Raw genomic sequence first — 22,155 nt, forward strand, 5'->3', positions numbered from 1 at the left:
CGCGGGTCAGGCTTGGTTCGGGCGCCCGAACAGCTTGGCCGCGTACAGCGCCGCCCCGTAGTGCGGCTCGTGTATCGGAGACCGCAGCTCGAACGCCGGGCAGGCCAGGCGCAGCGCTTGCTTGAAGGGGGCCAGCAGCAATTCGCCAGCGCTGAACGCGCCGCCCGAGTAGGAAAGCGGAACGGTTTCGCCGGCGGCGAAGTCCAGCGCGCGGCGCAGGGAGTCGGCGATCTGGGCCAGTTCGTCTCCGGCCTGCGTGTAGATGTTCGCCGCGTTCGCGTCGCCCAGGCGCGCGGCCTTGGCCACCAGCAGCGAAAGCTTGGCGAAGTCGCCCCGGCTCAGGGCCTGTTCGCCGTACACGCGGGCGCAGATGTCCAGGTCGTTGCCCAGGCCGAGCTCTTCGTTGAATACCGCATGCAACGGCCCTTTCGGCAGACGGCCGTCGCTCATGCGCGAATAGACATTGAGGCCCTGCGCGGCGATCCAGTACGCCGAGCCCTCGTCCGAAAACGCCTCGCCCCAACCGCCCGAGCGCGCGGCGTGGCCCTGGCGCTGACCGTAGCCGATGGAGCCGGTGCCGGCGACGATGTTGATGCCGTCCGCACAGGCCAGCGATCCTGCCCAGCCGCAGACCATGTCGTTGTCGCAGGCGTAGCGGTCGTGGCCGAGGAGATCGCGCGGAATGGCCTGCAGCTTCGCCGTCGCCTCGCTGTCTTCGCCATAGGCGGGCAGGCCGAAGAACGCATAGCGGATGGCGTTGTCTTGCGCGCCCGCCTCCAGCAATACCTGTTCGATGCCGGAGCGGAGGATTTCGCGAACGCCCTCCAATCCCACCTGCGGATGGTAGGTAGTGCCGTGCTGCGCCTGCGCGAGCAGGCGGCCTTCGCCGTCGATCAGCGCGAAGCGCGTCTTGGTGCCGCCGCCATCCACGCCAAGGAAGCAATCGGATGCGTTCATGGCGCGATCGAATGGATCCTGACGCCCTGCACGACACGATTCACCGTGCCCTGCTTGTTGGGGCTGTCCGGCGACAGGCCCAGCGCGCGCGAGGCGTTGAAGGCGTAGATCTGCGCGACGGCCACATACGGCCAGAGCAGGTCTATGTCGCTCGCTGCGGACATGCCGGGAACCAGCAGCGTGTCCGGCGCCTGCGGCTCGCGTCTCCGTGCGGCGACTTCGACGATGCGCGCGGCGCAGGCGTCCTGGCGCAGCTCGTCCAACAGGTCGTGATCGTACCGGCGCGTGAGCGGGTCGTTGGAGACGAACGCAACCACCAGGGTCTTGTCGGTGATGAAGGTCTTGGGCCCGTGCCGGAAGCCCAGCGGCGAATCGAAGCAGGTGGCGACTGCGCCATTGGTCAGCTCGCCCAACTTCAGCGCCGCTTCGCGGGCCAGGCCCTGGAACAGGCCGCTGCCCAGATAGACCACGCGGTCGAAGCCGTGCAAAGCGAGCTGCTGCAGCGACAGTCGGAACTCGTTGATCACGCGCTCGGTCGCCGATGCGATCGGCCCGATCCTGTCGTCCAGCGCCTGCGCACCGCTGAAGGCGAGCAGCGTGGCGTACAGCATGCAGCTGAAACTTGACGTCATGGCGAAACTGTTGTCGTGGGTTTCTTCCGGCAGCAGCAAGGTCAACGACTCGCGCGCCGGAACGGCGTTGAGCGCGCCTTCGGCATTGCAGGTCACCACCAGGTGGCGCACGTCCCGGACCAGCGACTCGGCCAGTTCCACCGCCGCCAGGCTTTCGGGACTGTTGCCGGAACGGCCGAACGACACCAGCAGCAAGGGTTGCGCAGGATCGAGATAGAGATGGGGAGCGCTGACCAGGTCTGTGGTCGGCACCGCATCCACCCGCGCGGCCAGTTGGCGGTCGAGCAGCGGCGCCAGGCATTGGCCGATGTAGGACGAAGTGCCGGCACCGGTGAGGACGATGCGGGCGCCGGAATTGCCGGCGATGGGCGCGACGAAGGATCGGATCCGGTCGTGCATGGCCGAAAGCAGCTCGTGAGTCCGCTGCAGCATGCGCGGCTGCTGTTCTATCTCGCGCGCGGTCCAGATCGCACCCGAGGCGAGCAGGTCCGCCTCCGCTACGCCCAGGTGTTCAGTGGTCTTGTTGGTCATGGCATGCATGGTAATAGTCGTCGAGTACGGCACCGATATGCGCCATGGCCAGGGACAGCGGATCGTTGCTGGCGGTCCCGGTACGTAGCGCGTGCAGTGCGTGGGGAAGGAACTGGCCGATCAGCGAGATCGGCGGCGGATTGGCCTGCAGGTTGGCGAACAGTCGTTGGCGCGCCTGTTCGATGGCCGGGTCGGGCCAGTAGTAGCGGATGCGGTCGCTCAGGCTGTACTGCAGATCGATGGACAGCGCATCGCCCTGGCTGTGGTAGTAGCGCCGCCAGTGGCCGGGTTGTTCGCGCATGCGTTCGATGGCGACCTGGCGCAGGTTGGCGCGCTGCGGCGCATCGATCCATTCGCGCTCGATCGCATCCAATGCCCACAGCGCCTCGCGCAGGGCGAAAGTCAGCCCGGGACCGACCTTGAGGATGGCGAAGTGGTCGCGTACCAGCGCTGCGAGCGCGTCGCGGGTCTGGTAGTCGGTGGAATGCGCTTCGAACACCATCCCGGGTACGCCTGCGATGGACTGGCTCAGCGCTTGCGCGGCGTCGGACCGGTAATCGATCACGCTGTGATGGTCGAACTCCACGCCAGGCTGCACCACCGAAGCGATCACGCGCTGCCATGCCGTCTCCAGTCCGGCGGCGGCGAAAGCGTTGCGATGCGCGTCGATAGTGGTCAGTGCAGCTTGGGGCGTGGTCAGCGCGAGGCCTTCTATGGATTCGGTAGCGCCGCCCGGCACCGGCACTTCGGTACCGATGACATAGACCGGCGCTTCGCCGCCGACTTGCGCATGCGCGGTTTCGGCGGCCCGGCACAGGCGTACTGCGCGCCGCACGATCTCCGCTTCCGGCAGCGGCTCCGGATCGCGGCTGCAGGACATCGAACAATCCAGGTGGATCTTGCGGAAGCCGGCGGCGACGTACGCAGCGACCATCGCTTCGGCCTTGTCCATGGCCGCTGCGGCATCCAGCGAAGTCCAGGGATTGGGCCCAAGGTGATCGCCGCCCAGCGCGATGCGCGCGCGGTCGAAGCCGACGCGGTCGGCGATGCCATGCACGAAGCGTACGAAATCCGCCGGAGTCATGCCGGTGTAGCCGCCGTCCTGGTTGACCTGGTTGCAGGTGGCTTCGAACAGTAAAAATTCCTGACCGGTGCGCTGCGCGTGTAACAAGCTCGCCTCGATGACGATGGGATGCGCCGAGCACAGCGAAGTCACACCGATGGCGCTTCCCTGTTTGTGGCGGGCGATGAGGTCGAGCAGGACGTGCATGCGAAGGGAGATCCGGTCAGGTAAGGGGTGCGGCCACGTCGCGCTCGGGTTCGAGCACCAGCAGCAGCGAGGCGATGAGGGCCAGGACCAGGCCGACGATCTTCAACGGACCCGGCACGACGCTGGCGAAGATCAGCGAGAGCACGGCAGTCACCAACGGTGCGCCCGCATTGGTCAACGGCGCCACCACGATCGCCTTGCCATGACGGAAGGCGTAGACCAGGGTCAGCGCGCCGATGGCGTTGAGCAGCTGTATTCCTGCAGTCATCCACGGGCCGTCAAGACCCAGGTTGACCGGTTGGGTGAGGTCGGTCATCGCCCACGCTACCGGCGCCAGCAGCAGCGCGCCCACGGTCATGTAGAAGAAGATGCTTTCGGCGCTGACCGTATGGTTGGCAAGTCGCATGAAATACGCCTGCACGCCCCAGGCCAGCATGATCAGCAGCGATTGCAGGAACCAACCCAGGCCTTCGGTCGCGCCGCGGCCGAAAGACAGATCCAGAAGCGGCAACGCCACCAGCGCCAGCACGATGCCCAGTGTGCCCAGCCAACCCGTGCGTTCGCGCAGCAGCAGAAACGATAGCGCGATGGTGACCACCGGCGACAGCGAGATGATCGGAAACACGAAGTACGCCGGCCCGATGGTCAGCGTGTGGAACAGCAGCATCTGCCCGCCCGCGCCAAGCAGGCCGATGGTCATGCCATAGGCGACCGCACGCGGCGAACGCTCCAGTTTCCAGCCGTTGCGCCACAGGATGTACAACGCCGGTGGAATCATGGTCAGCGCCCACACGCAGTACACCAGCGTGTCGGGAAAACCGTGCTGGGCCGACAGCCCGGCCAATGCGCCCCACACGCCCCACAAAACGACGGTGGCCAGGGCGAACACAAGCCAGGGGCGTCTGTACGGCAAGGAGGCGGCGCCGATCGAAGGGCCGCTCATGCGCGGGTTTCCATCGGCGTGGCCTGGAGCAGGACGAAACGCTTGAACGTCACTTTCAGCGTGTCGCTGCCCGCATCGACTTCGCCGACATCGGTTTCGTTGAACAGATCGCGCACGCGGTAGCGGCCCTGACCCAAACCGCGCAACTGCACCGGTCCGTTCCAGTCGGCGGCATAGAAGCTGTAGTACATCGCGCCGTCCTTGCGGATGGCGTGCGCCTCGGGCTTGTCGAAGCCGATGTCGTACAGCCCACCCAGGTATTCGCCCTTGGGCAGCATGTGCTGCTTGTACAGGTCCACCCATTTGCGCCATAGCGCTTCTTTTTCCGCGTTGAGCACGAATCCACCCGGCGGCAGCGGAGCGGTCGGGTGCTCGGTGTCCTTGGGCCAGGTGAACTTGGACGAGATCACCGCGCCGACGCCGACGCTGGAGGCGAAATCGTCGCGGCCATCGGACAATTCCACGTGATCGCCGGCATAGCTGCTGCGGTTGCCGATCAGCGCCTTGATGGACTTGCCTTTGCTGCGCACCTGCCACGACGACAGCGGATCGGACGAGGGATACTGATCGGTGGCCGGCAGGTTGTGGAAGGCGAACGCGGTGCCGCAGGGACACAGCTCGACGACCGCTTCGGGGTTGGCTTCGTGCGCGGCTTTGTAGATCGCCTTCCAGAACTTGGCCAGGCCCTCTACCGAATCGGTCGGATGCGCATGCTTATGCGCGGGGTTGTAGCAGGGCGCCACGCCATTGAGGTGCTGGCCATCCAGCTTGAGACCTTCGAAGCCCCAGTCGCCGATGATCTTCTTCACCAGCGCGACATAGAAATCGATGGTCGGTTGATAAGCCGGGCACTGGGTCAGCGCATTCCACCAGGTCACGGTCTGGAAGGCGCCGTTCTGGTCCAGCAGCAGCATGTCCGCGTGTTCGTGCAGCGCATCGCTGCCGGGATCGGCCGCCAGCGGCGCCAGCCACAGGCGCGGGCGCATGCCGTGCGCGCGTATCCGTTCGACGAAGGCGCGCATATCCTCGTCGCCACGCGGGAACTTGCGTGGGTCCAGACGCCAGTCGCCTTCGTTGGTCTGCCAGCCATCGTCCAATACGGCCCACTCGAAGCCCAGCTCGCGCGCCTTGGGCAGGGTGGCCACAATTTGCTCGACATTGAAATCGCGTTCGTAGCCCCAGGCGCACCAGACCGGCGCGAAGGCCGATTCGGGCGCCTGCGGTCCGGCGATGCCTTCGTCCTGCATGAACTGCCGGTACTGTTGCAGCGGCGCGAAATGATCGCCGGTGTGCACCGCCAGCAAAGTGCGCTCGGTGACCAGGGTCTGGCCGGGCTCCAAGACGGAAGCCTGCGGCGATTCGATGGCGATGCTGGCGCCGCCCGCGGTCTTGCGCACCGGCAGGTCCAGCAGGCGCGGCGCCGGTTCGACGTGGCCGACGGCCAGACCGGCATCGCGGCGCCAGATATTGGCCACCGGGGTGCCGCCGCCGTAATCGGAGGAGTCCATGGACAGCGTGTTGCGTTGTTCGAAATCCGGCTTCAGCGGCTGCACCCAGTCCCGGCGGTCGGTGTGGGTGGCGCCGGAGAAACTCCAGAACCCGCCCGGGGCGTCGGCCAGCTCGTGCGCCGAATTGCGCCAGCCGGCGATCTGCAACGCGGTGCCGCTTTGGTTGCGGTAGCGGGTCTGCAGCACGGCCAGGCCGGGCAGGGCGTCGAAGAAAGTCACCGCGACCTGCTTCTCGATGCCACGGTCCGAGCGTCCGCTGACGATCAGTTGATGGCCGGCGCCGTGACGCGGGTCGTCGATGGGCAGTTCCTGTCGGCCGGCCAGGGCGAAGTCCTGCACCTCGCCTTCGGCCAGCAGCAGGCTTTCGCTGGCTTGATAAGGGGTGAGGGGCTTGCCCTGGTAGGCGAGGGCGGTGTGCAGCCGGTGGTCGAAGGCGATCGAAAGGACCGGATCCCGCGCCACGGCCACTGCGCCTTTGCTGCGCAGGGAGGCAGACTGCGCCCATGGCAGGGTGGCCCAGGCGACCCCGCCGGCCACGCTGCCGGCGACGAGCTTCAAGACGGTGCGGCGTGCGATCGGCGGCATTGGGCGACGGTCCGGGTCCAGGTCCTTGGATTCTGCGGTAGTTGCTCCGGTTGATGCAAGCGTTTTGTTGCGATATGGTGGCGATAAGTTTCGTTATGTTACATGAGGCCTTGCATGACCACAGCCCTTCGCGCGTTGCTGCTCTGTCTCGCCGCTGGCTTTCTATCTTCGCCGGCCCGGGGCGGACTGCCGGAATCCGCAGCGGATAACGCGGAGCCGGACACCTACGCAATGGCCGACTTCAGCCGCGTGCGCAAGTACGACGCGCACGTCCACGCCAACGGCAAGGATGCCGCTTTCCTCGAGCAGGCCCGTGCCGACGGTTTCGAATTGATGTCGATCAACGTCGACTACCCGGAGTTTCCCAGTCTGGCGGTGCAGCACGCCGCCGCACTGGCCCTGTCGAAAAGGGATCCGGCGCGTTTCCATTGGGCCACCACCTTCTCCATGAAGGGCTTCGGTGCGCCGGGCTGGAGCGAGCGGGTCAATGCGGGCCTGGCCCGCGACACCGCGCAGGGCGCGCGCGCGGTGAAGATATGGAAGAACGTGGGCATGATCGAAAAGGACGCCGACGGCAAACTGATCATGCTCGACACGCCCGCTCTGTCGCCGGTGGCCGAGCAGATACGCGCGCTGGGCGTGGCCTTGATCGGGCACCAGGGCGAGCCGCACAACTGCTGGCTGCCGTTGGAGCGGATGACTACCGACAACGACCGCGAGTACTTCGCCAAGCATCCGCAGTACCACATGTACCTGCATCCGGATCAGCCCAGCTACGAAGATCAGATCGCCGCGCGCGACCGCTTCGTGGCCGCGCATCCGCAGCTGCGTTTCGTCGGCGCGCACATGGGCAGCTTGGAATACGACGTGGACCGGCTGGCCGCGTTCCTGGACCGTTTCCCCAACGCCGACGTGGATCTGGCCGCGCGCATGAGCCAGGTGCAATACCAATCGGTGCGCGATCGCCAAAAGGTGCGCGACTTCTTCATCCGCTATCAGGACCGCCTGCTGTACGGCACCGACCTGACCTTCGGCCCGGATGCCGATCCAGCCGGATTCAAGCGCGAAGCGCACGCGGTGTGGACCGCGGACTGGCGCTATCTGGCCACGGACGAAACCCAGCAAGTGGAAGTCCTGCATGCCCAGGTCCCGGGCCTGGCGCTGCCGCGCGCGGTGGTGGACAAAATCTATTACGCCAATGCAGCGCGCGTGTTCGCGCCAGTGAAGGCGGCGCGGTAAGACGCCGTAGGAGCGACGTAAGTCGCGAACACATTGCAAGGCTTCGCGACTTACGTCGCTCCTACGCCGCTCCTACGGCCAACAGGCTACGCGGTCCGACCACGTCACCCTGCCTTCGCTGGGGATGGACGTCTTCGGCAGCTCAGGCCAGCAGCAGCTCGAAACCGAGTTGGTGGCTGGCCTGGCGGATTTCTTCCGGTGCGTTGGTATCGGTGATCAGGGTATTGAGGTCGCTGACCGGAATGATCCGGTGCAGGCAGATCTTGCCGAACTTGGAACTGTCGGAGATGGCGACCACCATGCGCGCGGCCTCGACCATCTTGCGGTTGAGCATGGCCTCGGGTTCGTAGTGGGTGGTGATGCCGCGTTCCAGGTCGAAACCGTCGACGCCCAGGAACAGCATGTCCACGTGCAGCGCGCCGAGGGCTTCCACGGTCAGGCCGCCATAGAAAGCCATGTTCTTGCGGCGCAGTTCCCCGCCCAGCATGACGATGTTGATGTTGCTTTTCTTGGTAAGGGCGGTCAGTACGCCGAAATCGTTGGTGACCACCGTCACCTCGATGTTGGGCAGCGCCTCGGCCAGCTGGATGGCGGTGGTGCCCGAATCGATGGCGATGGTGTCGCCGGCCTTGACCATGGCCGCGGCGCGCAGGCCGATGCGGCGCTTTTCCTCCAGGAAAACGGTGCGCTTGGCTTCGTAGGGCGGCTCGGCCAGGGTGCCGCCGACCACGCCGCTGTCGATGGCGCCGCCGTAGGCGCGCGCCATGACGCCGCGCTCGGAGAGGTAGCGCAGGTCCTTGCGTACGGTCTGCATGCTGACCCCGAAGCGCTGGGCCAGTGCGGCCACTTGCACGCTGCCATGCTGGCGCACGAGTTCGCTGATCTGCAGGCGTCTTTGGCTGGTGTCGCGGGTGGCGACCATGAGTGCTCCTTGCGGTTGGACAAAAGTATGTGGCATTTCGTTAAATTTCGCTATTGATACGAAACGAAATGTGTTATAGCCTTGGTTTCGTTTTGTTGCGTATGCTTGCCGTCACCCATCCTGAGGAGATCCCAGTGAAGTCTATCCAGCCGCACCGGAACACGCTCTTTTGTGGCATCGCGCTCGCGCTGCTGATCCCCCAGCTGGGCCTTGCGCAGGAGCTCGCCGCCCAGGGCGCCGACCCGGCCGCGCAGCCAGCGCAAGACGCGGGCCCGGCCCAGCAACCTGAGGTCGATACGCTGGAAACCGTGGTGGTCACAGGCGTGCGCGGCAGCCTGGCGCGCTCGGTAGAACTCAAGCGCGAAGCCGGCACCGTGCAGGATTCGATCACCGCCCTGGAGCTGGGCAAGTTCCCGGACGACAACGTGGCCGATTCGCTCAGCCACATCACCGGCGTGGCCATCTCCCGCACCGCCGGCGGCGAAGGCCAGAAGGTCAGCGTGCGCGGCCTGGGCCCGGAGTACACCCTGACCACCTTCAACGGCCGCATCCTGGCCACCGACGGCGCCGGCCGCGACTTCGCCTACGACGTGCTGCCCGCCGACGTGATCAGCGGCGCCGACGTGATCAAGGGCGCGCAGGCCGCGCTGACCGAGGGCGGCGTCGGCGGACTGATCAATCTGCGTTCGGCCAGTCCTTTCGACGATCCCGGCCAACATGCGATCGTGCGCCTGGAAGGCGACCGCAACCAGATGTCGGAGCTGGACGGACAAAAGTTCTCCGCCGCCTATAGCAACACCTTCGCCGACAACACTTTCGGCCTGCTGCTGGGCGTGGTCTACGCCAAACGCAAGGACCGCACCGACGTCGCCGGCAACGACGGCGGCTGGACCCGCAATCCGGATCCCAACGATCCGAGCTGGCTGTGGGGCAATGCGTGGGGCGGCAATATCGATCCCAACGGTAACGGCGAGCTGGATCCCGACGAATACGGCCTGATCGGCCCGGGCCAGTTCCGGGTCGGTTCGATCCTGGAGGAAAAGAAACGCAAGGCGTTCTCGGCCAAGCTCGAATGGCGTCCCAGCGACAACGTGCGCGTCGTCGTGGACGGATTGAAGACGCGTCTGGATTCGCCGCAGGTTTCCTACCAGCAGTCCTACTATCCGCTGTTCGCGCCGGGACGCTGGTCCGACATCGAAGTGCAGAACGGCATCGTCACCGGCTTCACCATGGACAACACGGATCCGGAACTGCGGCTCAACCCGGAACTGCTCAACCAGACCGAGCACCGGGTGGTCGATACCGACCTGTACGGCGTCAACGGCGAGTGGAAAGCCACCGACGATCTGACCCTCACCGCCGATCTGTACCGCTCCACTTCCAAGCGCTATTCCGGCGGCCAGGACACCTACGTGGTCCTGCGCATGAACCAGCCCAATACCGCACGCATCACTCTCGGCCCGAACGCAGTACCCAATGTGGCCGTCACCTTCGACGACGGCCGCGACCTGATCACCGGCCTGGCCAACGGCGAGTTCACCGGCTCGGACTTCAACACTCATTACATGGAGCTGCGCGGCGACAACATCGTGGACAAGATCACCGGCGGCACGCTGGCCGGCAAGCTGTTCGTGGGCAAGTGGCACCTGGACGACCTGCATTTCGGGGTGACCCGCACCGAGCGCACCAAATCCCGCGACCTGATCAACAACACCCTCAACGGCGGCGCCGATTACTACTCCGGCGACAACGCCATCAACGTGGGCGATCTGGGCGGCGGGGTGATCTCGAGCACCTTGAACTTCCCCCACTTCATGGACGGCGTGGGCAGCAGCTTCCCGCGCAGCTTCCTGGGCTTCGACGTACCCAATTATCTGGCCCATCTGGAAGCCTATGACGGCCATCTGCGTCCCGACGGCAGCGCCTACGACTTTTCCAATGCCGCGCCCGCGTGGAACCCGCTGGAAAGCTACCGGGTCAGCGAGAAAAACAACGCTTTCTATGTGCAGGCGGATTTCTCCGGCGAACGCTGGAACGGCGATGTCGGCGTGCGGCTGGTCAAGACCAGCACCCGCGCCCAGGCCTGGGACGCGCGGATCCTGAGCATCACCGAGAACGGCGCCTTCAATTACACCGCCGAATACGCGGAGCCGACTCCGATCGTGCAGGATTCCGATTACACCTATGCGTTGCCTTCGGCCAATTTCACCTGGCGCTTCACCGACGAGCTGCAACTGCGGTTGGGCGCGGCCAAGACCATGGCCCGTCCGCCGGTGGACAAGCTGGCGCCGACCAACACCACCGCCAGCGTGTCCTGGGGCGAGTTCACCCAGATCTACGGCGGCAATGCGGACCTCAAGCCCTACAGTGCGCGCCAGGCCGATGCTTCGCTGGAGTGGTATTTCTCCGAGCAGTCCATCATCAACATCGCCGCGTTCTACAAGCGCATCGAGAACCAGATCACCACCAGCTGGGAGCCGGGCCAGGACATCGGCGTGGGTCCCATCGTCGATGCCGACGGCAACCCGATCACCACCGGTCCGACCCTGTTCAACGTGATGCGCCCCATCAACGGCGACTACGCCAAGGTGCACGGACTGGAATTCGGCCTGCAGCACTTCTGGGACAACGGCTTCGGCGTGCGCGCGCAGTACACCCGCAACTGGTCCAACAGCTGGGTGGGCGATGAGAAGCGGCCGCTGGAAGGCATCGCGCCGGCCACCTATTCGCTGGGCCTGATGTACGAAAAAGGCAAGTGGTCGCTGGGCGCCAACGCCGATCATACCGATGGTTTCGTCACCGCGATCAACGTGCTGGGCGCCGGTTACAACGAAGAGGCCGACTCCATCACCTGGCTCACTGCGCATGTGTCGTACAAGTTCAACGACAGGTTCAGCATCAGCGTGGAAGGCCAGAACCTGCTGGACGACGAACAGACCTACAGCATCAACGGCAATCCGCTGCTGTCGCAGGGTTATTACCGCTATGGCCGCTCGGTCAACCTGGGCGTCAGCTATCGGTTCTAGGCCGCGGTCGAAGGTGGCGGCCCAGCGCAACGACACGAAGGCTCCCTGCTAGGGGAGCCTTCATTTTTTCCGGATTCCTGCAGAGGCCAGAAAATGTTCCGAAAGATGCTGTCCGCAGCGATGGTGGCCGCGATCTCCGCGTCGTTCTCCGTCCACGCGCAAACCGCCCAGCTCCAACCCAGCGGAAAGTTCTCCGTGTACGGCGGCGAGGCGGCGGCCACTCCGCCGATGGGGTGGAACCCATGGAACGCTTTCCGTACCGAAGTGGACGAGGGCAAGATCATGGCCAACGCCGACAAGATCAAGCGCTCCGGTCTGGCCGCCGCCGGTTACCGCTACATCAACCTCGACGATGGCTGGTGGCTGAAGCGCGGCGCCGATGGACGGATGATCATCCGCACTTCGATCTTTCCAAGCGCCGCCGTCGGCCCCGACGGCCAGACCAGCTTCCGGCCGTTGACCGATCGGCTGCATGCGATGGGTTTCAAGGCGGGCATCTATACCGATTCGGGCAAGAACAGCTGCTCGCAGCGCTGGGATCCGCAGAGTCCCAACCTGCCCGAGGGATCGGTGCTGGAACGCGAGATCGGACTCGATGGCTACGAATACCAGGACCTGCGCCTGTACTTCCAGGAGTGGGGCTTCGACTACGTGAAAGTGGATGCCTGCGGACTGGCCGACTACGGGCGCGACAACGAAAGCGTGGTCGCCGGGCGGTACGAGGAATTCAAGCCGCAGTTCACCCGCGGACAACCCGGCAGCTCCGACCTGGACGGCGTGGAAACGCGCTATGCCAGGATCGGCCGGCTGTTGAAGGAACTCAATCCGGACGCCGACCCGGTACTGGCCATCTGTGTTTGGGGCGAGGCCGATTCGCGCCGCTGGGGCGGCATGCACGGCAATCTCTGGCGTACCAGCGCCGACATCGAGCCGAAGTGGGAAAGCCTGCTGCACAACTTCGACAGCGCCGCCAAACGCGAAATGTACGCAGGCCCCGGACGCTGGAACGATCCCGACATGCTGGCCATCGGCCTGGGCGATTTCGACGGCAATCACCTGATCGAAGCGAAGACGCATTTCTCGCTGTGGTCGATTCTGTCGGCACCGCTGCTGATGGGCTTCGATCTGAACAAGGCGCCGCAACCGATCCTCGAGATCCTGCTCAACCAGGAAGTGATCGCGGTCAATCAGGATCGTGCCGGCAACCAGGGCGCGATCGTGCACGACGACGGCAAAGTGCAGGTGCTGGTGAAAACCCTGGCCGGAAGCGGAGAGCGGGCCGTGGCCGTTTTCAACCGGGGCACGGAAAAATCCGAAGTCGCAGTGACCTGGCGGCAATTGAAACTGGAGCCCGGCAGCCACGCCAGCGTGCGCGACCTGTGGGCGCATGGCGATCTTGCGCCGGCAGTGGACGTGCTGCGGGTCTCCGTCGCTCCGCGCGAAACACGCATGCTCAAGCTCGTCGGCAAGCCACTGGCGGGCAAAGGCGCTTTCCTTAGCGAGATGACCGGACGCATCAACGCCGCCGTCGACGGTACCCGCGCGGTCAACCCGGACGTGACCGCGGCCTCGGGCGGTCCGCGCGCCGACCTCACGCCACAAGGCAAGGCCATCAGTCTGGCGGGACAGCCGCAGCCTTACGGCATCGGCATCCAGGCGAACTCGCGGCTGGAGATCCTGGCACAGCGGCAGTTCACCCGCTTCACGGCGGTGGCGGGCGTGGACGACAGTTCTGCCGATGCCGGCGGCAAGGTGGTGTTCCGCGTCTATGGAGACCGCAGGCTGCTGTTCGAAAGCGCGCCGCTGAAGCGTGGCGCTGCGCCGGCCGCTATCGATGTGGAGGTATCGGGCGTGGATGTCCTGGAGCTGACCGCCGAAAGCGGCAGAAGCGGGGAGGGTTCCCTGGTGACGGCATGGGGCGGCGCGCGGTTCGACTGATGCCAGGACGTCGCCGAGGGGGTCCGCAGTCCGCATACGCGGCATTTCCGGGAAAACGTTTTCGGCGAGCTTCGCGGAAGTGGCAGCCGTCATGTATTTCAGGGCGTAACAGGGATTCCGTTCGTCGGTTGAAAGATGCCGATTATCTATTGTGAAACTAATAACAAATCAGCTGAGCCAGCCCTCGCTCATGCGACAACTTCACCTGGCTGAATGCTCTAACCCATTGCCATAGCTGGTTTTTTCTGAAAATTGGGAGCCGCCGTCGGTATGGCGAGCATGCGTTTTCGTCTCACACTATGACGCAATGCGTCACTTTTATTGTGTGAGTCAGTAAACAGCAAAACTGTGACCCAACTACCATTAACGCAAGCGCTACTTGCTGCAACCCCCGTGCCGTGCCGACAGGCGATGCCCCGCATCACCGGTCCTGGCTTTGGCCGATGGGGGCGAAAACCAGCTAGCGACCGAGATTGATTTCCGGGGGGTGGGGCACTGCGGTGTCCGGCGGCCGGTGATCAGAAACACAATGGATTAGGGGATTCACGTGGCTGACGCGTCTCGTTGCAATGCGCTTGGTTTCCGGCGCTGGTTCACTCTGTGTGTTTTCACGCTCGCGGGCGCGCTTATCGGCGCTCCTGCGGCCTGGGCGCAGACGGTTACCAACACGGCTACGGTTACGCCGCCGAGCGGCGTGAGCTGCTCCGATGCGGCGACCAATCCGACCTGCGTGCGCAGCGCGAGCGATACCGACGATGTAGTCGAGCCGCTGATCAACGTCGCCAAGTCCGCCGTCGGGGTGTCGGGTCCGAACGCCCTGGGCGTGTACACGGTTTCCTACACGATCACGGTGACCAATTCCGGCGGCGCGGCCGGCACTTACGGGGCATTGACCGATACTCCGGTTTTTCCCGCCAACACCAACATCACCGGCATCGCCTGGACCACTTCCGGTGCCGGCGCACCCGCCGGCGGCTCGTCGACGATCGACGGTCCTAACCAGTTGACCGGAACCGGCATAGCGATCGGCGCGGGCGTCACCCATACCTTCGACGTCAGCATCACCTACGTCTACACCGACGCTTCGGCCCCCACTACTTGCGCGGCCACTCCCACGCCGGGTAGCGGTCTGTACAACAACGCATCGCTGCCCACCGGTCAGGAAACGGACACCAGCGACAACGCCACGTGCGTGAATCCGCCCGCCGTGCCCGCAGCATCGCTGACCATCGACAAGACGGCGGGCACTCCTTCGGGCAGCACCGCGGGCAGCACCATCGCCTATACCTTCGTGATCACCAACACCGGCGCGGTGACGTTGAACGGAATCGCGGTGGTCGATGCGCAACTGGATGCGCCGGCTACCTGCGGCAGCACCACGCTGACTCCGTCCGCGCCCGGCAACACGACCACTTGCACCGGCGTCCACACCATCACCGCAGCGGAAGTCGCCGCCGGATCGGTGAGCAATAGCGCCACCGCCACCGGTTCGACATCCGGCGGAATCGCGGTGACCAGCCCGCCGGACACCACGCTCACCACGCTGGTGCCCAGCGTCAATTTCTGCGCCGTCGATTCGGTCTTCAACGTCACCCAGGTCTCCGGCCGCGGCGAGTTCTATCGCTACACGGTCGGCAGCGGGACGCCCGATGTCCTGGTGCCCGAGCTGACCTTGAATGTCGCCCCCAACCTCAATGCGATGATGGTGGATCCGGTGAACAACCGGCTGCTGTTCATCAGCTATAGCGGCGGCCAGTCGACGCTGTACGCGTACGATGCTGCGAACGGCGGTTGGTACGCCGCTGCCGGTCCGATCGCTACGCCCGATTTCCCGCGCGCCGGCATGACCCAGGCGGGCGTTGGCTATCTGGTGGCCGGCAGTGGGGCTAATCCCGCGGTCTGGCGAGTGACTCCCTCGGGCGCCTTCAATTACTCGCTGGCTTCGTACGGCAACCTGACCTACGACTTCCAGCCCACCAATGCCAGTTCGGGCGATATTGCGTTCGACGGCGCAGGCTATGGCTGGCTGACCGCTGGCGTGGATCTCTACAGGATCGATTTCAGCACGGCCGCGGTATCGGCCACCCGCCAGCAGCGGCCGCTGCTCAACGGCGCGCCCAGCACCCTGCAATGGGCCGGCGTGGCCTATGGCAACGACGGTCTGCTGTACGTCGCCACCAACACGGCGCCAAGCAGTTATTACCGCATCGATCTGAGCACCGGCACGCTGGCGCCGGTAGCGGCTACTGCGGCCAATCAGGCCCGCGATCTCGCTTCGTGCTCGTTCCCCGCTGCGCCCACGCCGGCACAACTGCAGGTCGAAAAGACCTTGGCCCAGGTGAACGGTTCGGCCTATGTGGCAGGTGCAGCGGTTGCTGCTGGCGACACGCTCACCTATCAGATCGAGGTCACGCATGTCGGCGGCAGCCTCGCCGCGACTCTGTTCGCGGGCGATGTGGTCGAAACCCTGCCGGCCAACACCACAGCGGTAGCCGCGGGCAACAACTTCACCTGCGCCGCGAGCAACTGCACCAACACCAATGCGGTGAACATTCCGGTCGGCGGCAGCGCCACGTTGAACTTCGTTGTGCAGGTCGTTGCTCCATTCCCGACCGGCGCCACCGCTTCCATCGTCAACACGGTTGCCGTGGACGGGGTGAGCTGCGCGGCAGTGGGCAACGACTGCGGCGAAACCACGCCGGTTGCATTGCCCGAACTGGCCATCGCCAAGACCGCAGGTGCGGCGACCACGGCGCTGGGCGCAAGCCCGACGCTGACCGATGCCGGCGACACCATCGCTTACAGCTTCCTGGTGAGCAACACCGGCAACACGCCGCTGACCGCGGTGGCGGTGATCGACGCGCAGCTCGATGCGGCAGCCACCTGTCCGTCGACCACGCTGGCGGTCGGCGCGAATATGACCTGCACCGGCACGCATACCATTACGCAGGTCGAAGTGAACGCGGGCGCGGTGAACAACAGCGCCACGGCCACCGGTACACCGCCCTCGGGCCCGCCGGTGACTTCGCCGCCGTCGACCACGACGACACCGATCACCACGACTTCGGCCCTGACCATCGCCAAGACGGCGGGTACGGCGACCACGGCACTGGGTGCGAGCCCGACGCTGACCGATGCCGGCGACACCATCGCTTACAGCTTCCTGGTGAGCAACACCGGCAACACGCCGCTGACCGCGGTGGCGGTGATCGACGCGCAGCTCGATGCGGCAGCCACCTGTCCGTCGACCACGCTGGCGGTCGGCGCGAATATGACCTGCACCGGCACGCATACCATTACGCAGGTCGAAGTGAACGCGGGCGCGGTGAACAACAGCGCCACGGCCACCGGTACACCGCCCTCGGGCCCGCCGGTGACTTCGCCGCCGTCGACCACGACGACACCGATCACCACGACTTCGGCCCTGACCATCGCCAAGACGGCGGGTACGGCGACCACGGCACTGGGTGCGAGCCCGACGCTGACCGATGCCGGCGACACCATCGCTTACAGCTTCCTGGTGACCAACACCGGCAACGTGACTTTGACCGGTATTACCGTGACCGATGCAATGCTGGATGCGTCTGCGGTATGCGACGTAACTACATTGCTGCCCGGCGCTATCGCCAACTGCACCGGTACCCACACCATCACCCAGGCCGAGGTGAACGCCGGTACGGTGAACAACAGCGCTACGGCGACCGGTACGCCGCCCGTGGGTCCGCCGGTGACTTCGCCGCCGTCGACCACGACGACGCCGATCACCACCACCTCGACCCTGACCATCGCCAAGACGGCCGGTACGCCCACTACGGCGCTGGGTACGAGCTCGACGCTGACCGACGCCGGCGACACCATCGCTTACAGCTTCCTGGTGAGCAACACCGGCAACACACCGCTGACGGCGGTGCTGGTGAACGATGCACAGCTCGACGCGGCAGCTACCTGCCCGTCGACCACGCTGGCGGTCGGAGCGAACATGACCTGCACCGGCACGCACACCATTACGCAGGCCGAAGTGAACGCGGGCGCGGTGAACAACAGCGCCACCGTCACCGGGACTCCGCCTTCGGGTCCGCCGGTGACTTCGCCGCCGTCGACCACGACGACGCCGATCACCACAGCGCCTGCGCTGACCCTCGTCAAGACGGCAGGCACGCTGTCGGGCAATACGGCTGGCAGCACGCTTGGCTACACCTTCGTGGTGAACAACACGGGTAATGTCACCCTCAGCGGCATCGTGATCAACGATGCGCAGCTGGATGCGCCGGCGGTATGCGACGTAACCACGCTGCTGCCGGGTGCTATCGCCACCTGCACCGGCACGCACACGGTCACCCAGGCCGAAGTGAATGCCGGCACGGTGAACAACAGTGCCACGGCTACCGGGACTCCGCCTTCGGGTCCGCCGGTGGCTTCGCCGCCTTCCACCACCACGACGCCGATCACCACGGCGCCTGCGCTGACTATCGTCAAGACGGCAGGCCCGCCGTCGGGCAACACGGCCGGCAGCACGATCGGTTACACCTTCGTGGTGACCAACACCGGCAACGTGACCTTGACCGGTATCGTTGTGACCGATGCGATGTTGGATGCACCCGCGGTATGCGACGTAACCACGTTGCTGCCCAGCGCCATCGCCACCTGCACCGGCTCGCATACCATCACCCAGGCCGAAGTGAATAACGGCGCGGTGAACAACAGCGCCACGGCCACCGGCACGCCGCCGTCGGGCCCGCCGGTGACCTCGCCGCCGTCGACCACCACGACGCCGATCGCCTCCAACCCGGCCCTGACCATCGCCAAGACCGCGGGCGCGCCCTCGGGCAATACGGCCGGTAGCACGATCGGTTACACCTTCGTAGTAACCAACACCGGCAACGTCACTCTCAGCGGCATCGTGATCGACGATGCGCTGTTGGACGCGCCGGCGGTGTGCGATGCGACCACGTTGTTGCCGCTTGCTATCGCCACCTGCACGGGCACGCATACGATCACGCAAGCCGAAGTGAACGCGGGCGCGGTGAACAACAGCGCGACCGCTACCGGCACACCGCCGGTGGGCCCGCCGGTGACCTCGCCGCCGTCGACCACCACGACGCCGATCGCCTCCAACCCGGCCCTGACCATCGCCAAGACGGCGGGCACGCCATCGGGCAATACGGCCGGTAGCACGATCGGTTACACCTTCGTAGTAACCAACACCGGCAACGTCACTCTCAGCGGCATCGTGATCAATGACGCGCAGCTGGATGCGCCAGCGGTGTGCGATGTAACCACGTTGCTGCCGAGCGCCATCGCCACTTGCACCGGCACGCACACCATCACGCAGGCCGAAGTGAACGCGGGCGCAGCGAACAACAGCGCCACGGTGACCGGTACGCCGCCGGTGGGTCCGCCGGTGACTTCACCGCCGTCCACCACGACCACGCCTATCGCCGCCAACCCGGCCCTGAGCTTGCTCAAGACCGCCGGTGCGCCTTCGGGCAACATCGCCGGCAGCACGATCGGCTACACCTTCGTGGCGACCAACACCGGTAACGTGACCTTGACCGGCATCGTGATCGACGATGCGCTGCTGGATGCGCCGGCGGTATGCGACGCGACCACGCTGCTGCCGGGCGCTATCGCGACTTGCACCGGCATTCACACCATCACCCAGGCCGAAGTGGCCGCCGGTGTGGTGAACAACACCGCGACCGCCACCGGCACTCCGCCTGTGGGTCCGGCCGTACCCAGCAATTCGTCCACCACAAGCACACCCCTGCTGGCAGTCACGGTTTCCAAGATCTCCAATCCGGCCAGCGGCGAAACCGTGCGACCGGGCGACACCATCAGCTACACGCTGGCGGTAGTCGTGGCCAACGCCGCCACCACCTCGACGCTGACGTTGACCGACACCTTGAGCGGCGACCAGACGCTCACTGGCCCGCTTCCGGCGAACTGCGCCAGTGGCGCCGGCGGACTGGTGTGCACCCTGGCCGCCGGCACCCAACCCGGCAGTTACAGCTTCACCTACAGCACCACGGTGGATGCAGATGCGACCGGCAGGCTGGGCAACAACGTGGTGCCCAGCGGCACCGACAACCCCACCTGCACCAACTGCAGCACCGAGCACCCGGTTGCCGCCTCGGTGGTGACCGTGGCCAAAACCTCCAACCCAGCATCGGGCGCGGAAGTGGCACCTGGCGACACGGTGACCTACACCGTGACCGTAACCGTGGCCAACTCCATCACCACCGATGCGGTCACCCTGACCGATACGATCAGTGGCGATCAGGTTCTCACCGGTGCGTTGCCGGCGGGTTGTGCGGCGAGCGGCGGCGGACTGGTGTGCACGCTGGCGGCCGGCGCGTTGCCGGGCAGCTACAGCTTCTCGTATTCCACGCGCGTTGCCGCCGATGCCACCGGCACTCTCGGCAATGTGGTGGTGCCCAGCGGTGGCGATGGTCCGACCTGCGTCGATTGCAGCACCAGCCATACGGTCGTGGCGACTGCGATCACCGTGTCCAAGACTTCCAATCCAGCGTCCGGCACTTCGGTGTCGGCAGGCGACACACTGGCTTACACGCTGGCGGTGACCGTGGCCAATTCGGTCACCACCGATGCGGTGACTTTGACCGACACCATCAGCGGCGACCAGACGCTTACCGGCACGTTGCCGGCGGGTTGCGCAGCCAGTGCGACCGGCCTGGTGTGCACGGTCGCGGCCGGCACTTTGCCTGGCACCTACACCTTTGCGTACACCACCCTGGTGGATACCGATGCGACCGGCACGGTCGGCAACGTAGTGGTGCCCACCGGCGCCGATTCGCCGACCTGCGCGCTGGCTTGCAGCACCGAGCATCCGGTGTTGTCCGACTACCAGTTGCGCATCCTCAAGACCGTTGCCGTGCGCGAAGTGAAGATCGGCGATCTGGTCCGCTACACGTTGAGCGTGGAGAACGTGGGCAACGGCAGGCTGATCAACGGCAGCATCGTGGACACGCCGCCGCTTGGTTTCAGCTACGTGGAAGGTTCGCTGAGCGTGACCGACGGCGACAACCAGGCCACGGCCGTAGGCCAGAGCCCCCTGCGCTTCGAAGGCCTGGATATCGAACCCGGCCAGACCGCCACGCTGATGTATGCGATGCGCGTGGGCGCGGGCGTGCGCCCAGGCGTGCAACGCAACCTGGCCCAGGCCTTCACCCAGAGCGGCGCGCCGATCTCCAACAGCAGCACCGCTGCGGTCACCCTGGTGGCCGATGCGCTGGTCGACGACAGCCTGTTGATCGGCACCGTGTTCGACGATCGCGACGGCGATACCTGGCAGGACAGCGCGGCGCTGAGCGGCGTGCGCGTGCAGGGCGGTTTTGCTTCCGGTGCTTACGTGGCCAACTCGACCACCGTGGATCGTGGCATGGGTGCGCAACCGGAAGCCGACGCCAGTTCGCCGTTGCTGCACGGCATCGACGTGGGCGCCATCGGTGCGCGCCAGTCGATCGCCGATCCGGTCGAACACCACCAGGTCGTGATCCGCCAGCGTCTGAACCAGCCTGCCTTCACCAACGACTTCGTGCTGACCAGCGCGCAGGGCGTCACCGTACGTATGGATGCCGCCGGCAAAACCACCGTGGAGAAGAGCGGCGAAGCGGCCAAGGGCCTCAACGCGGCCGAACCGAAAGTGGAGCGTCGCATTGCGCAGGGCGAGGGCGGTTACGTGGTGGATTACGTGATCAGCAACCTCGGCATCGATGAACGCGGCGTTCCGGGCGTGCGTATCGCTTCGGTGGAAGGCCTGCTGATCGAGACCGACCAGTTCGGGCGCTACCACCTGGAAGGCATCGCCGGTGGCGATAGCGGCCGCGGCCGCAACTTCATCCTCAAGGTCGATCCGTCGACATTGCCGGCCGGAACGGCGTTCACCACCGACAACCCGCTGGTGCGCCGCATCACTCCCGGACTTCCGGTGCGTTTCGACTTCGGCGTCAAGCTGCCGGTCGAGGAAGTGCAGGGCGGCGAACAGCAGGTGGAGCTGGAACTGGGCGAAGTCATCTTCGCTCCGGGCAGCGCCAAGCTGCGCGATCAATACCTGCCGGTGATCGAACAAATCGCCGCCAAGGTGGCCGAGTACCGCGGCGGCGAAGTGCTGGTCAGCGCCAATGGCGATACCGAAAGCCTCGCTTTCGATCGCGCCAGCGCGGTGAAGGACGCACTGGTGAGCTACGTGCCCGCCGACATCGCCAAGGCATTGACGGTCAGCGTGCGCACCGAGCTGGACGATCCGTCGTCCTTGCTCGTCGGCATCGCCGAAGGCGGCCCGCTGCTGGGCACGGTGCTGTTCGATACCGACAAATCGACGGTCAAGCCGCAGTTCCTGCCGCTCCTGGACAAGGTGGCTGCCTATCTGGACGAAAAAGGAGGAGGAGCGATAGCGATCGTCGGCCATGCCGATCCGCGCGGTTCCGATGCCTACAACGCGGCGCTGGGTATGCGTCGTGCCAAGGCGGTTTACGAAGCGGTTGCCGCCAAGTTGAGTCCTGCCGTGCGCGCCAAGGTGCGTGTCGAGTCCAGTAACGATCCGGCAGCCCCTGCCGGTACCGGCAAGTAAGGGGGCTGGATCAT

At 65.5% G+C, this 22,155-nt stretch carries 10 protein-coding genes; 4 read left to right on the forward strand and 6 right to left on the reverse strand.

Annotation, left to right across the window (positions count from 1 at the left end):
* Nucleotides 1-6 precede the first annotated feature (6 nt).
* From CSC73_RS00715 to CSC73_RS00735, 5 genes are read right to left on the reverse strand one after another with little or no spacing between them, the layout of a single operon-like run.
* On the reverse strand, nt 7-957 hold the full coding sequence (locus CSC73_RS00715; protein WP_163838551.1) for an N-acetylglucosamine kinase: 951 nt from the start codon (nt 955-957) through the stop codon (nt 7-9).
* Complete coding sequence (locus CSC73_RS00720) at nt 954-2,120, reverse strand: SIS domain-containing protein (protein WP_163838552.1); 1,167 nt, start codon at nt 2,118-2,120, stop codon at nt 954-956. The genes CSC73_RS00715 and CSC73_RS00720 overlap by 4 nt, the downstream gene beginning before the upstream one ends.
* Nucleotides 2,101-3,390 (reverse strand): D-tagatose-bisphosphate aldolase, class II, non-catalytic subunit, encoded by a 1,290-nt coding sequence (locus tag CSC73_RS00725; RefSeq protein ID WP_163838553.1) that lies wholly within the window; start codon nt 3,388-3,390, stop codon nt 2,101-2,103. The genes CSC73_RS00720 and CSC73_RS00725 overlap by 20 nt, the downstream gene beginning before the upstream one ends.
* A 16-nt stretch (nt 3,391-3,406) precedes the next feature.
* The gene (locus CSC73_RS00730) at nt 3,407-4,333 is read right to left on the reverse strand and encodes a DMT family transporter (RefSeq protein WP_163838554.1); all 927 of its coding nucleotides are present in this window, start codon (nt 4,331-4,333) and stop codon (nt 3,407-3,409) included.
* The gene (locus CSC73_RS00735; RefSeq protein WP_163838555.1) at nt 4,330-6,426 is read right to left on the reverse strand and encodes a glycoside hydrolase family 36 protein; all 2,097 of its coding nucleotides are present in this window, start codon (nt 6,424-6,426) and stop codon (nt 4,330-4,332) included. Before CSC73_RS00735 ends, CSC73_RS00730 begins: the two co-directional genes overlap by 4 nt.
* A 114-nt stretch (nt 6,427-6,540) precedes the next feature.
* Between CSC73_RS00735 and CSC73_RS00740 the strand changes: the two genes are divergently transcribed.
* On the forward strand, nt 6,541-7,665 hold the full coding sequence (locus CSC73_RS00740; RefSeq protein ID WP_163838556.1) for an amidohydrolase family protein: 1,125 nt from the start codon (nt 6,541-6,543) through the stop codon (nt 7,663-7,665).
* Between the two features lie 142 nt (nt 7,666-7,807).
* Here CSC73_RS00740 and CSC73_RS00745 read toward each other — a convergent pair whose 3' ends face one another.
* Nucleotides 7,808-8,587, reverse strand: a complete 780-nt coding sequence (locus CSC73_RS00745; RefSeq protein ID WP_163838557.1) for a DeoR/GlpR family DNA-binding transcription regulator — start codon at nt 8,585-8,587, stop codon at nt 7,808-7,810.
* Between the two features lie 134 nt (nt 8,588-8,721).
* On the opposite strand from CSC73_RS00745, the gene CSC73_RS00750 reads away from it, so the two are divergent.
* From CSC73_RS00750 to CSC73_RS00760, 3 genes are all read left to right on the forward strand, one after another.
* Entirely contained in the window at nt 8,722-11,613 is a 2,892-nt protein-coding gene (locus CSC73_RS00750; protein ID WP_170299046.1) for a TonB-dependent receptor, read from the forward strand.
* Nucleotides 11,614-11,706: 93 nt separating this feature from the next.
* A complete protein-coding gene (locus CSC73_RS00755; RefSeq protein ID WP_163838558.1) occupies nt 11,707-13,551 on the forward strand; it encodes an NPCBM/NEW2 domain-containing protein in 1,845 nt (614 codons plus the stop codon).
* Nucleotides 13,552-14,098: 547 nt separating this feature from the next.
* Nucleotides 14,099-22,141, forward strand: coding sequence for a DUF7507 domain-containing protein (locus CSC73_RS00760; RefSeq protein WP_163838559.1), 8,043 nt, complete (start codon nt 14,099-14,101; stop codon nt 22,139-22,141).
* Nucleotides 22,142-22,155 lie beyond the last annotated feature (14 nt).

Source organism: Pseudoxanthomonas sacheonensis, assembly GCF_010093305.1.
Taxonomy (GTDB): Bacteria; Pseudomonadota; Gammaproteobacteria; order Xanthomonadales; family Xanthomonadaceae; genus Pseudoxanthomonas_A; species Pseudoxanthomonas_A sacheonensis.

What these genes read in the sequence shown, in the direction of transcription:
- CSC73_RS00730 (WP_163838554.1), bottom strand. Translation starts at nt 4,333, where the DNA reads ATGAGCGGCCCTTCGATCGGCGCCGCCTCCTTGCCGTACAGACGCCCC.
- CSC73_RS00745 (WP_163838557.1), bottom strand. Translation starts at nt 8,587, where the DNA reads ATGGTCGCCACCCGCGACACCAGCCAAAGACGCCTGCAGATCAGCGAA.
- CSC73_RS00735 (WP_163838555.1), bottom strand. Translation starts at nt 6,426, where the DNA reads ATGCCGCCGATCGCACGCCGCACCGTCTTGAAGCTCGTCGCCGGCAGC.
- CSC73_RS00715 (WP_163838551.1), bottom strand. Translation starts at nt 957, where the DNA reads ATGAACGCATCCGATTGCTTCCTTGGCGTGGATGGCGGCGGCACCAAG.
- CSC73_RS00740 (WP_163838556.1), top strand. Translation starts at nt 6,541, where the DNA reads ATGACCACAGCCCTTCGCGCGTTGCTGCTCTGTCTCGCCGCTGGCTTT.
- CSC73_RS00755 (WP_163838558.1), top strand. Translation starts at nt 11,707, where the DNA reads ATGTTCCGAAAGATGCTGTCCGCAGCGATGGTGGCCGCGATCTCCGCG.
- CSC73_RS00725 (WP_163838553.1), bottom strand. Translation starts at nt 3,390, where the DNA reads ATGCACGTCCTGCTCGACCTCATCGCCCGCCACAAACAGGGAAGCGCC.
- CSC73_RS00720 (WP_163838552.1), bottom strand. Translation starts at nt 2,120, where the DNA reads ATGACCAACAAGACCACTGAACACCTGGGCGTAGCGGAGGCGGACCTG.